We start from the raw sequence: 12,034 nt of genomic DNA, 5'->3' as shown, positions 1-12,034 counted from the left end.
CCGCCATGGGCGCGCCGGGAATCGCCCGGCGCGGCGGACCCTCAGCGCCGGCGGCGCAGATAGACGTAGAGCGCCCCGCCGCCGCCATGGCGGGCATGCGCCTCGAACACCCCGACCACTTCGGCCGCGAGCGGCGCGACGCCCAGCCAGCGCGGCGCGTCGCGCCGCAACACGCCCTCGCCGCGCCCGCCGCTCTGCGGACAGCGCCCCTTGCCGGTCACCACCAGCACGCAGCGCCGCCCAAGCGCCGCGGACTCCATGACGAACCGCGTGAGCGCGCCGTGCGCCGCGTCGGAGGTCATGCCGTGTAGATCGAGCCGCGCCTCGGGCGCCCGCCGCCCCTGCCCCAGGCGCCGCGCGGTGTTGCGGTCGAGCCCGGGCGTCCCCGGACGCGCCGGGAGGGGGCGGTCGCTCTCGGGGCCGACGCGCCAGGCGACCGGCGGCGCCGGACGGCCCGCCGGCTTCACGATGCGGGGCGTCGGCGCGGGATGCGGAGGCGGATGCGGCGTCGGATGGGCCCGAGGCGCGTCAGGCGCCGGATGGGCCGCGCGGAGCGGCCTTGCGACGAGCGGGCGCGCTGAGGCGGCGACCTGTTCCCAGAGCGCGCGGTCCTCGGCGCTCAGATCGTCGGCGGAGCGCCGCGCCCGGCGTCCGGGAAGGCGCCGAGCTCCCGCCATCGCCCACTCAACCGCCGGTGGCGACCAGCCGCCAGTTCGGGTCGGAAGCGCCCATGCGGCGGCCAAAGGTCCAGACGTCGCTCTCGCGACGGATCTCGTTGGGGTCGCCCTCGACGATCTGGAGGTCGGCGTCGCGGACCACGGTGATCATCTCGGCCGTGAAGCGCACGGCGATTTCGGCCTCGCGCGTTGCGGCGTCGTAGCGCGCGGCGACGACCTGCGCCTCGCGCACCCCGATGAAGCGCGCGTCGACGGTGTAGCCGTTCTCGCGACGTTCGGCGATCGCGGCCTCGAAGCCGGCGAAGACCTCGGGCGCGAGGAACTGGCGCAACGTGTCCAGATCGCCCTGTTCGAACGCCATCAGGATCATCTCGAAGGCGCCGCGCGCGCCGCCCATGAACTCGCTGGGAAGGAAGGAAGGTTCGGCCCGGCGCATCGCGCTCAGCGCCTCGCCGATCTCGCGGTCGCCTTCGGCGACGGTCGCGCTGTCGGGATCGATCTCGTTCGCCTCGGCCACCGGCACGGGCCCTGCGGGCGCGCTGCGCGAGGGCGCCGGTGCGCGGACGCGCGCGCCCTGCTGCTCTTCGAGGCCCGTCTTGGTTCCCAGCACGCCGCGCAGCTTGAATACTAGAAACAACGCGATCGCCGCGAGGATGATCGTCTCGATGATGCCGCTCGTCATGAACCGCGATCCCTGCCTGCGTTCGGCGCGCCCGCGCCATTCGCCGCCCCGACCCATCGGCGGTTGGCGCGTGGCGACGTTGGGCCTTATGTATGGCGCGCAACGCCCGCTGTCCATCGCTGCGGGCCATTTCCGGAGACCGCGCATGTGGTTGCTCGCCGCGCTGATCGCCGTGCCGCTGATCGAGATCGTCCTGTTCATCCAGATCGGCGGTCTGATCGGGCTGTGGCCGACGATTCTGGTGGTGATCCTGACCGCCGCGATCGGCGCGAGCATGCTGCGCCGGCAGGGCCTCGCCACCGTGCAGCGGCTTCAGGCCGCGATGGCGCGCGGCGAGGACCCCTCCGACCAGCTCGCGCAGGGCGCGCTGATCCTGTTCGCCGGCGCGCTGCTGCTGACGCCGGGCTTCTTCACCGACGGCGTCGGCTTCGCCCTGCTCAACGCCCCGATCCGCGAGAGGCTTATCGACTGGGCGCGGCCGCGAATGGCCGCGCGCGTCGTGCGGACGACATGGACCGGGGCGGACGGCGGGTTTCATCGCGGCGGCGGGCGGGCGGGGCCAGTCGAGGACGGGGTGATCGAGACCGAATATCGCGACGTCACCGAGACGCCGCCGCGTCGCGACCCCGACTGAACAGGCGCCCTCGCCTCGCGCCATCGGAGCCGGATCGAGGTTTGCTAGAGGCGGCGGCCCATGCTAGCCCCGCGCCAGCGCGCGGACCCTTCCGCGTCAGCCACACGGAGTTTTCGATGACCGACACCGATTCGAACGGCGCAGCGCCTCAGGAGCCGCAGCAGCTCAACCCGCAGGTCAGCCTCGTCGCGCAATACGCCCGCGACCTGTCCTTCGAGAACGTCGCCGCGATGAAGCCGGAGACCGCCCAGCAGGGCCGCCCCGACATCAAGGTCGCGGTCAATCTCGACGCCAGCCCGCGCGGCGAGAACCGCTACGAGGTGATGCTGAAGCTTACCGCGAAGGCGACGCATGGCGAGGCGACGGCCTTCGTGGTCGAACTCGACTACGCCGGCGTCTTCACGGTCACCGGCGTGCCGGAGACGCATCTGCGCCCGTTCCTGCTGATCGAATGCCCGCGCATCCTGTTCCCCTTCGCGCGCCGCATCCTCGCCGATGTGACCCGCGACGGCGGCTACCCGCCGCTGATGCTCGACCTGATCGACTTCGCGGCGATCTACCGGCAGGAACTGGAGCGCCGCCGCGTCGCCGAAAGCGCGGAGCCCGCGCAGGCCTGACGCCTCACCATCCGCCCGTCGCCGCAACCCAGAGCAATCCGGCGCGGCGGCGGAAGGGCGACGGCTCGGGCGGGCCGCGCATCGGGTCGAAATCGGGGCGCGACGCGGCGCGCAGCGTCGGGGCCGCCAACCAGCCCGCCGCGAAGGCCGGCGTTGCGGCCTTCGGCGCCGCGCCGCGCCCGGAGCGGGCCTGCGCGAGTTCGGCCAGCGCCGCGCGCGCGAGGGCCTGAGCGTCCTTCGCAGGCGGAACCGACCACCCCCGCGCGCCCAGCGCCGGCGCGGCGCGAGCCCATGCGGCGGCGGCGAAGGCGAAACCGGCGGGTTCCGCGAGCGCATCGGCGCCCTCTGGCGCGAGCATGCGCGCCGCCAGCGAGAGAACCGGCGCGCCGGTGTCGCGCAGCCAGCCCGCCAGCGCCGCGCCCTCGGGCGGCGCGTCCACCGCCCGCTCCCATGCCGAGATCAGCCGCTCGAAGGGCTCCTGTGGCGCGCCTGCCTCTGCGATTGCGGCGGCGAGCGGTTCGGCGACTTCGTGGCGGCGGGGGCGGCCCGCCCTGCCCTCCTCCAGCGCCTCGCGCCACCATTGCAGGCGGATGCGCGCCAGCATCGGCTCGGAGACGGCGAAAGGCGCGCGGGCGAGTTCGAGGTTGAAGGCGTAGAGCGCCATCAGCCGCGACCGCCCCGGCTCCGGGGCCGTCATCGCCGACAGGAACCGATCCGGGTCGCCGCGGCGCACCAGATCGGCGACCGGGTCGAGCGCCGGCGCGCTCACTCGGCGGCGGCTTGAGCGACCGGCGCGCCGTCGCGGATCAGCTTCCACTCGATCGCATCCAGCAGCGCCTGCGCCGAGGCGTCGACGATGTTGGCCGAGACGCCGACGGTCGACCAACGCGCGCCGGTCGCGTCGCCGCTCTCGATCAGCACGCGCGTCACGGCTTCGGTGCCGCCGGTCAGGATCCGCACCTTGAAGTCGGTCAGCCGGAAATCGTCGATGTAGTCCTGATACTTGCCGAGGTCGCGCCGCAGCGCGCGGGCCAGCGCGTTGACCGGACCCTGATCGGCGCCGGTGAGCGGGTCGAGCGATTCCGACGCCGAGATCGCGCGATGCCCGTCCACATTCACCACAACGACGGCCTCCGACACCGTCACCTTCTCGCCGCGCGCGTTGAAGCGCCGCTCGACAGTCACCCGGAACCGCTCGACGGTGAAATAGCGCGGGCGCAGTCCGAGATGGTCGCGCGCGAGCAATTCGAAACTCGCCGCCGCGCTGTCATAGGCGAAGCCCTGATCCTCGCGCTCCTTCACCGCCGCGAGCAGCGGCCCGAGGCGGTCGTCGCGCGCGTCAACCGCGATCCCCGCCTCCGCCAGCCGCTTCACGAGGTTCGAGCGCCCCGCCTGATTGCTCATCGGGATCACGCGGGCGTTGCCGACCGTCTCGGGCGGAACATGCTCGTAGGTGGTCGGGTCCTTGGCGATGGCCGAGGCGTGCAGCCCCGCCTTGTGCGCGAAGGCCGCCGCGCCGACGTAAGGCGCGTGACGGTCGGGCTGGCGATTGAGGATTTCGTCGAGCTTGCGGCTGACGGTGGTCAGGCTCTCCAGCGCCTCCGGGCGCACGCCGGTCGCGAAGCGGCTGGCGAAGGGCTCCTTGAGCAGCAGCGTCGGGATCAGCGAGACGAGATTGGCGTTGCCGCAGCGCTCGCCGAGCCCGTTCAGCGTGCCCTGCACCTGCCGCGCCCCGGCCTCGACCGCCGCAAGCGACCCCGCCACCGCCTGTTCGGTGTCATTGTGGGTGTGGATTCCGACATGGCTTCCGGGGATGCGGGCGCAGACTTCCGCGGTGATCCGCCCGATCTCCGCCGGCATGGTTCCGCCATTGGTGTCGCAGAGCACCACCCAGCGGGCCCCGGCCTCGTAGGCGTCCACCGCGCAGGCGAGCGCGTAGTCGGGATTGGCCTTCCAGCCGTCGAAGAAGTGCTCTGCGTCGAAGATCGCCTCGCGCCCCAGTTCGACGATCCGGCGCACCGACTCGCGGATGTTCTCGCGATTCTCGTCGAGCGTCACGCCCAGCGCCGTCTCGACATGGAAATCATGCGTCTTGCCGACGAGGCAGACCACCGGCGTCCCCGCATTGACCACTTCGGCGAGCACTTCGTCGTTCTCGGCGGAGCGGCCCGCGCGCTTGGTCATGCCGAAGGCGGCGAGGCGGGCGGTGGCGAGGGTCGGCGGCTCGCGGAAGAACTCGCTGTCGGTTGGGTTGGCGCCGGGCCAGCCGCCCTCGACATAGTCGATCCCGAGCCGGTCGAGCGCGCGGGCGATCCGCCGCTTGTCCTCGGCGGAGAAGTCCACGCCCTGCGTCTGCTGCCCGTCGCGCAGCGTGGTGTCGTAGAGGGTGAGGCGCTCGCGGGTCATGCGTCGGCCTGCGCCAGCTTCGCCGCGTCGAAACCGGGAGAAAGCTCCCATTCGGTGGCGGCGCCGGGCCGGTCCATCACGACCACGCCCGCGCCGTCGAGCGCTGCGCGGATCGCGTCGGCCCGTGCGAAATCCTTCGACTGTCGCGCCTCTGCGCGAGCGGCGAGCAGGGCGTCTATGCGCGCGGCGGTCCCGGCGTCGGCCTGCGGGGCGATCGCCCAGTCGCCAAGGGCGTCCGTCAGAAGCCCCAGCGCCTGCGCCGACGCCTTGAGCGCCGCCGCCTCGCCCGCGGCAGCCAGCGCGTGCAACTCGGTCAGGGCGCCGGGCGTGTTTAGGTCGTCGGCGAGCGCGGCCGTCACTGCGTCCGACGCCGCGCCCGAAGCCTCGACACCGGCGACCAACTTGCGCCACTTGGCCAGCGTCCGGCGGCTGTCCTCCAGCAGCTTTTCCGTCCAGTCGAGCGGCGCGCGATAATGCGTCGAGAGCAGCGCCAGCCGAAGCACCTCGCCCGGCGCCTGCGCGCGCAAATCCTCCATCGTCAGGAAGTTGCCGAGCGACTTCGACATCTTCCTGCCCTCGACGCGGACCATCCCGTTGTGCAGCCAGTAGCGCGCGAAGCCCGTCCCCGGATCGGCGCAGCAGCTTTGCGCGATCTCGTTCTCGTGGTGCGGAAACATCAGGTCGGCGCCGCCCGCGTGGATGTCGAATTCCGGCCCGAGCAGGGCCTTGGCCATCGCGCTGCACTCGATGTGCCAGCCGGGGCGCCCCCTGCCCCACGGGCTGTCCCAGCCTGGTTGGTCCGGCGTGGAGGGCTTCCACAGCACGAAATCCATCGGGTCGCGCTTGTAGGGGGCCACTTCGACGCGGGCGCCCGCGATCATGTCGTCGGTCGAGCGCCCTGAAAGCGCGCCGTAGGCGGGATATTTCGCCACCTCGAACAGCACATGGCCCTCGGCCTCATAGGCGCAGCCCTGCGCGATCAGCACTTCGATCATCGCGATCATGCCCGGGATGTGGCCGGTGGCGCGCGGCTCATGCGTGGGCTTCAGGCAGCCGAGCGCGTCCATGTCCTCCTCGAACCAGCGCGCCGTCTCGGCGGTCAGCGCGTCGATGCTCACGCCGCGCTCGGCGGCGCGAGCGATGATCTTGTCCTCGACGTCGGTGATGTTGCGGACATAGGTGACGTGATCGGCGCCGTAGACATGGCGCAGCAGCCGGAACAGCACGTCGAACACGACCACCGGGCGCGCGTTGCCGATATGGGCGCGGTCGTAGACAGTCGGACCGCAGACATACATCCGCACGTTCTTCGGATCGATCGGCGCGAAATCGCGCTTCTCGCGGCGGAGGCTGTCATGCAGGCGGATCGTGGTCATGTGTTCCGGGCTCGCGGGTTGCGCCGCGGCGGCGATAGCATCTTCCCGAGCGGTCTGGAAAGGATGAGGCGCCGCGGACCGTGGGTCAGCGGCGAATGCAGATCGCGCAGGGGCGGCTCGCATCGCTCATCCGTTCTCTATGTCGCGAATCGGCCGCGCCGTCACGCCGAATCCGCGCGAAGCGGCGTCGCGCGCAACATTGCGTTGATCTTCGCGTGCTTCTAGGTTCCCGACAGAGGAAATTTCGCGCATGCGAGCCCGCGCGGAGACGGGAGAGACCGGCGACACATGGCGACGCTCAGAAAGCTGCTCGGCGCGCTTGCGGTCGTCGCGATCGTGGGCCTCGCCGCGACTGCGCAGGACACGCCCTCGGTCGCCGTGAAGCAATACGACACCGGCGGCGTCTACGAAGGCGAGTTCCGCGACGGCAAGCAGCACGGCCAGGGCGTGTTCCGCCTGCCAGGCGGCTACGAATACACCGGCGAATGGGTCGACGGCCGCATCGAGGGCAAGGGCGTCGCGCGCTACCCCAACGGCTCGGTCTATGAGGGCGACTTCAAGGACGGCGCCCCCCACGGACAGGGGCGGATCGTCTACGCCGACGGCGGCGCCTACGAAGGCGAATGGAAGGCCGGCGTGATCGAGGGACGGGGCCGCGCGACCTATGCCGACGGGGTGATCTACGAAGGCGACTTCGTCGCGAACGCGCATCAGGGCCAGGGGGTCATGACGCGCCCCAACGGCTATCGCTACGAAGGCGGCTGGGCCGAGGGTGCGCCGCATGGCGAGGGCGTCGTCACCTACGCCGACGGCTCGGTCTATCGCGGCGATTTCGTCAAGGGCATGCGCGAGGGCGCGGGCGAGATCGTCATGGCCGACGGGTTCCGATACGAGGGCCAGTGGGTCGGCGGGCTGATCACCGGGCGCGGGCGCGCCGAATATCCCACCGGAGACGTCTATGAGGGCGAGTTCCTCGACGGCGTGCGCGACGGCGAAGGCGTGGCGCGCTACGCCAATGGCGATCTCTACGAAGGCCAGTTCCGCGAGGGCCGCCGCCACGGCGCCGGCAAGTTCACCGCCGCCGACGGCTACGTCTACGAGGGCGGATGGGTTGAGGGGCGGATCGAGGGCGAAGGCGTCGCGCGCTACCCCAACGGGGCGACGCACGCAGGCCGCTTCGCCAACGGCGCGCCGGACGGGCCGGGGCGGATCGACTACGCCGATGGCGGCCATTACGAGGGCGACTGGCGGGCGGGCGAGATCCACGGGCGCGGCGTCGCGGTCTATGCGAACGGCGTGCGCTACGAGGGCGAGTTCCGCGACGGCCAGCACCATGGCGAAGGGGCGATGACCCATCCCGACGGCTACGAATACTCCGGCCAGTGGCGCGACGGCCTCCAGCACGGGCGGGGCGTCGCGCGCTACGCCGACGGCGCGGTCTATGACGGCGAGTTCATCGACGGCGCGCGGGCGGGGACGGGGTCGCTGTCGCTGCCCGACGGCTTCGCCTATGAGGGCGGCTGGGCGGAAGGCGAAATCCACGGCGAGGGCGTCGCGCGCTACGGCAATGGCGACGTCTACGAGGGGGCGTTCCGCAAGGGCCAGCGCCACGGCTACGGCGTGATGCGCTACGCCAGCGGCGCGGAATACGCAGGCTACTGGGTGAACGGGCGGCGCGGCTCGCGCGAGGAAGCGGAAGCGGAAGCGCAGTGACGGCGCGCGGCTTTCGCGCCGCTTTCGGCGACCTCCCCTCTTGCGCGCGCGCGCTGCGGCTGCGTTAATCGGCGCATCAAGCGGAGCGCGCCGATGCAGGCTGGACGGCAGGTGAACTGGGGGCGGATCGCAGTCGTCGGGCTCCCCTATCTGTGGCTCTTGCTGTTCTTCGCCGCGCCCTTCCTGATCGTGCTCAAGATCAGCTTCTCCGAGCCGATGGTCGCCCAGCCGCCCTACGGCCCGACCTGGGACACGCTTGACGGCATCCGCAGCTACTTCGCCAACCTCAACACCGGCAACTACCTGTTCCTGCTGCAGGATCCGCTCTACGTCACGACCTATCTCAACAGCCTGCGCATCGCGCTGACGGCGACCTTCATCACGCTGCTCGTCGGCTATCCGATGGCGCATGCGATGGCGCGCGCGCCGAAGAGCTGGCAGGGCCCGCTGCTGATGCTGGTGATCCTGCCGTTCTGGACGTCCTTCCTGATCCGCGTCTACGCATGGATCGGGATTCTGAAACGCGACGGTCTGATCAACCTCGCGCTGCAGTCGATGGGGCTGATCGACCAGCCGCTGGTGATCCACAACACCGAAATCGCCGTCTATATCGGCATCGTCTACTCCTACCTGCCCTTCATGGTGCTGCCGCTCTACTCGGCGCTCGAGAAGCAGGACCGCTCGCTGCTCGAGGCGGCGGCGGACCTCGGGTGTCGTCCGTGGCGCGCCTTCTGGCGGGTGACGTTTCCGCTGTCGCTGCCGGGGGTGGCGGCGGGGTGCTTCCTCGTCTTCATCCCTTCGGTGGGCGAATTCGTGATCCCCGAGCTTCTGGGGGGCGCGCAGACGCAGATGATCGGGCGCACGCTCTGGAACGAGTTCTTCGCCAATCGCGACTGGCCGCTGGCCTCGGCGGTGGCGGTGGTGCTTCTGGTGGTGCTGGTCGCGCCGATCATGCTGTTCCAGCGCATGGCCAACAAGGCGGGGGCGGGATGACGCCGTTCGGATGGTCCGACCGCGCGGCGCTGATCGCGGGTTTCACGTTCCTCTATCTGCCGATCCTGATCTTGATCGTGTTCTCCTTCAACGAGAGCCGGCTGGTCACGGTCTGGGGCGGCTTCTCGACCAAATGGTATGTCGAGCTGTGGAACAATCAGGGGCTGATGGATGCGGCGCGCGTCTCGGCGCTCGTCGCCGTCTGCGCCTCGACCATAGCCGCGATCTTGGGGACGCTGGCCGGCGTGGCGCTGGCGCGCATCCCGAAGTTCCTCGGCCGCACGCTCTTTTCGGGGATGGTGCTGGCGCCGCTGGTGATGCCGGAGGTGATCACCGGCCTGTCGCTGCTGCTGACCTTCATCGCCGTCTCGGTGGATCGCGGCATCGTGACGGTGATCGTCGCGCATGCGACTTTTTCCATGTGCTATGTGGCGGTCGTCGTGCAGGCGCGGCTCGCGGGCTTCGACAATTCGGTCGAGGAGGCGGCGATGGACCTCGGCGCGCGGCCCGGCACGGTGTTCTTCCGCATCACCCTGCCGCTGATCATGCCCGCCATCGTCTCGGGCTGGCTCCTGAGCTTCACCCTCTCGCTCGACGATCTGGTGATCGCGAGCTTCCTCGCCGGCCCCGGCTCGACGACGCTGCCGATGAAGATCTTCTCGTCGGTGCGGCTGGGCGTGACGCCGGAGATCAACGCGATCTGCACGATCCTGATCGGGATCGTGACCGTCGGCGTGATCGTCTGGTCGCTGATCATGAAGCAGGCCATCGCGCGGCAGATGCGCGACAAGCAGGCCGCCGACCGCGCGTGACAAGCGCGGCGGCTGGGAGGACGACCGGGAGGCGAGCATGGCCGAATTCTTCGACGCGCTGGAGACGCGCGAGCCGGAGGCGCGCGAGGCCTCGCAATTCGACTGTTTGCGCGCGGGGCTGAAACGGGCGGGCGCGGCGGCGCCGGGGCTCGCGGCGCAGCTCGGGGGCGTCGAGCCGGACGCGGTGAGCGATCGCGCCGCGCTGGCGCGCCTGCCGCTCCTGCGCAAGGCCGATCTCGGCGCCTTGCAGAAGGCCTCCCCTCCCCTCGGCGGCCTTTCGGCGGCGGCCCCCTCCCAGCCCGCCCATGTCTTCATGTCGCCCGGGCCGATCTTCGAGCCCGGCGGCCTCGGCCATGACTGGTGGCGCATCGGGCGCGCGCTGCACGCGGCGGGGCTGCGCCGCGGCATGCTGATGCACAACTGCTTCTCCTATCACCTCACCCCGGCGGGGATGATGCTCGAGAGCGGCGCGCGCGCGGTCGGCGCGCGCATCTTTCCCGGCGGCGTCGGCGCGACCGAGGCGCAGGTCGAGGCGGCGGCGCATCTGCGGCCCGCTTTCTGGACGGGCACGCCCGACTTCCTGAAAGCGATCCTCGACAAGGCCGACGAACTCGCCCGCGACCTCGGCTCGATCCGCGCGGCGCTGGTCTCGGGCGGCGCGCTGTTCCCGGCGCTTCGGGCGGGCTACGCGGCGCGCGGGGTCGCCGTGCTGCAATGCTACGCGACCGCCGATCTGGGCCTCATCGCCTATGAGAGCGCCGCCGATCAGGGGATGATCGTCGACGAGGGCGTGATCGTGGAGATCGTGCGGCCCGGCACGGGCGACCCGGTTCCCGACGGCGAGGTCGGCGAGGTCGTCGTCACCGCCCTGAACCCCGACTATCCGCTGATCCGCTTTGCGACCGGCGATCTCTCGGCGGTCCTGCCCGGCCTCAGCCCCTGCGGGCGGACGGGGATGCGGCTCAAGGGCTGGATGGGCCGGGCCGACCAGACCACCAAGATCAAGGGCATGTTCGTGCGCCCCGAGCAGGTCGCGCAAATCCTCGCGCGCCACCCCGAGGCGACGCGCGCCCGGCTGACCGTGACGCGCGACGGCGATCAGGACGCCTTCGAGGTCGCCTTCGAGACGGCGACCTGTTCGGACGCCTTCGTCGCGGCGCTGGAGGGCTCTCTGCGCGACGTCCTCAAGCTGAAGGGCGCGGTGAAGCTGACGGCGCCCGGAGCGCTGCCGAACGACGGCAAGGTGATCGACGACCGGCGCGACTATGGGTGACTCGCGCTCACGGGATCGTCAGAGCGCGGCGGGTTCAAACGAACGGAGGGGCGCCTAGGTCAGTCTTGCGCGCGGATCGGTCCGCGCGCGCAGCAAGGAGACGTCATGACCCGGAAAACCCCGATTCTCGCAGCCGCTCTCGCAACGCTCGTCGCTTTCGGAGCTCTCGCGCAGGAGCAGTTCTCCGAAACCAAGCTGGAGGCGTTCGCCCTTGCGGCGAACGAGCTGACCACGATCCGGCAGGCCGCAGCGGAGCGCATCGATGCGATCGACGATCCCGCGCGTCAGCAGGAAATCATGGCCGAGGCGAACGCGATGATGGTCGACGCAATCGAAAAGGCGCCCGGAATCACGGTCGAAGAATACAACGAGATCGTCGTTGCGGCCAATCAGGATCCCGACTTCGCCGAGCGCCTCGGCGCGCTGCTCTCCGCCAACTGAGGCGACCTCGGACTGCGCCGGGCCAGAGCGCTAGCCGACCTGAGGGGATCGGTGAACCAGGATTCTTCCTTTAGAAACAAAGGTCCCCGACTAGGGACCTGCTCCGTCGAGGTCGATCTGCGCTCTAGCCCACCCGCGAGGGTGGGCTCTTGGGTTGGTCAGGACGAACGAATCTCGGCGGTCAGCCCTGACGCGCCTTGAACCGCCGCTGCGTCTTGTTGATCACATAGACGCGGCCCTTGCGGCGCACGATCCGGCAGTCCTTGTGACGCTCCTTGAGCGACTTGAGCGAGTTGCGGATTTTCATTCTCGTCACCTCCGAGGACGGAGCGCCAAGAGCCCGCCTCACCTCCAACCGATGCGACGCGCGTAATGGCCCTGTCGCCGCCGCCTTGTCAAGGACCCGTCCC

General features: G+C 70.6%; 13 protein-coding genes. 7 read left to right on the top strand and 6 right to left on the bottom strand.

All coding sequences use genetic code 11. The features are described from left to right. Positions 1-41 precede the first annotated feature (41 nt). Positions 42-467 carry a Smr/MutS family protein gene (locus V7Q31_RS03475; protein ID WP_333832281.1) on the bottom strand — a complete coding sequence of 142 codons (426 nt, stop codon included), beginning with the start codon at positions 465-467 and terminating at the stop codon, positions 42-44. A 217-nt stretch (positions 468-684) separates the two neighbouring features. Then, a complete protein-coding gene (locus tag V7Q31_RS03470) occupies positions 685-1,359 on the bottom strand; it encodes a Tim44/TimA family putative adaptor protein (protein ID WP_333832280.1) in 675 nt (224 codons plus the stop codon). A gap of 145 nt (positions 1,360-1,504) precedes the next feature. Between V7Q31_RS03470 and V7Q31_RS03465 the strand changes: the two genes are divergently transcribed. Both V7Q31_RS03465 and secB read left to right on the top strand, forming a co-directional pair. Continuing rightward, positions 1,505-1,993, top strand: a complete 489-nt coding sequence (locus V7Q31_RS03465) for an FxsA family protein (protein WP_333832279.1) — start codon at positions 1,505-1,507, stop codon at positions 1,991-1,993. 116 nt (positions 1,994-2,109) lie between these two features. Beyond that, a complete protein-coding gene (gene secB, locus V7Q31_RS03460; RefSeq protein WP_333832278.1) occupies positions 2,110-2,610 on the top strand; it encodes a protein-export chaperone SecB in 501 nt (166 codons plus the stop codon). Positions 2,611-2,614: 4 nt separating this feature from the next. Here the strand turns inward: secB and V7Q31_RS03455 are convergent, their stop codons facing one another. The 3 genes from V7Q31_RS03455 to cysS are packed head-to-tail and all read right to left on the bottom strand — an operon-like array spanning position 2,615 to position 6,392. Then, the gene (locus V7Q31_RS03455; RefSeq protein ID WP_333832277.1) at positions 2,615-3,379 is read right to left on the bottom strand and encodes a squalene/phytoene synthase family protein; all 765 of its coding nucleotides are present in this window, start codon (positions 3,377-3,379) and stop codon (positions 2,615-2,617) included. After that, on the bottom strand, positions 3,376-5,016 hold the full coding sequence (cimA, locus tag V7Q31_RS03450) for a citramalate synthase (RefSeq protein WP_333832276.1): 1,641 nt from the start codon (positions 5,014-5,016) through the stop codon (positions 3,376-3,378). The genes V7Q31_RS03455 and cimA overlap by 4 nt, the downstream gene beginning before the upstream one ends. Beyond that, positions 5,013-6,392 carry a cysteine--tRNA ligase gene (cysS, locus tag V7Q31_RS03445; protein ID WP_333832275.1) on the bottom strand — a complete coding sequence of 460 codons (1,380 nt, stop codon included), beginning with the start codon at positions 6,390-6,392 and terminating at the stop codon, positions 5,013-5,015. Before cysS ends, cimA begins: the two co-directional genes overlap by 4 nt. Positions 6,393-6,680: 288 nt before the next feature. Between cysS and V7Q31_RS03440 the strand changes: the two genes are divergently transcribed. The 5 genes from V7Q31_RS03440 to V7Q31_RS03420 all read left to right on the top strand — a co-directional run bounded on the left by V7Q31_RS03440 (position 6,681) and on the right by V7Q31_RS03420 (position 11,624). After that, entirely contained in the window at positions 6,681-8,105 is a 1,425-nt protein-coding gene (locus tag V7Q31_RS03440) for an MORN repeat-containing protein (RefSeq protein WP_333832274.1), read from the top strand. 93 nt (positions 8,106-8,198) lie between these two features. After that, complete coding sequence (locus tag V7Q31_RS03435; RefSeq protein WP_333832273.1) at positions 8,199-9,098, top strand: ABC transporter permease subunit; 900 nt, start codon at positions 8,199-8,201, stop codon at positions 9,096-9,098. Next, a complete protein-coding gene (locus V7Q31_RS03430; RefSeq protein ID WP_333832272.1) occupies positions 9,095-9,910 on the top strand; it encodes an ABC transporter permease in 816 nt (271 codons plus the stop codon). Before V7Q31_RS03435 ends, V7Q31_RS03430 begins: the two co-directional genes overlap by 4 nt. Positions 9,911-9,947: 37 nt before the next feature. Then, complete coding sequence (locus tag V7Q31_RS03425; RefSeq protein WP_333832271.1) at positions 9,948-11,183, top strand: phenylacetate--CoA ligase family protein; 1,236 nt, start codon at positions 9,948-9,950, stop codon at positions 11,181-11,183. Between the two features lie 105 nt (positions 11,184-11,288). Beyond that, positions 11,289-11,624 carry a DUF4168 domain-containing protein gene (locus tag V7Q31_RS03420; RefSeq protein ID WP_333832270.1) on the top strand — a complete coding sequence of 112 codons (336 nt, stop codon included), beginning with the start codon at positions 11,289-11,291 and terminating at the stop codon, positions 11,622-11,624. Between the two features lie 181 nt (positions 11,625-11,805). Here the strand turns inward: V7Q31_RS03420 and ykgO are convergent, their stop codons facing one another. Next, entirely contained in the window at positions 11,806-11,931 is a 126-nt protein-coding gene (gene ykgO, locus V7Q31_RS03415; RefSeq protein ID WP_333832269.1) for a type B 50S ribosomal protein L36, read from the bottom strand. Between the last annotated feature and the right edge of the window lie 103 nt (positions 11,932-12,034).

Origin of the sequence: Rubrimonas sp. (genome assembly GCF_036788415.1) — a bacterium.
In the GTDB taxonomy this organism is placed as follows: domain Bacteria; phylum Pseudomonadota; class Alphaproteobacteria; order Rhodobacterales; family Rhodobacteraceae; genus Rubrimonas.
Note: the sequence above shows the minus strand (reverse complement) of the source record. Positions and strands in the feature narration are given on the sequence as shown.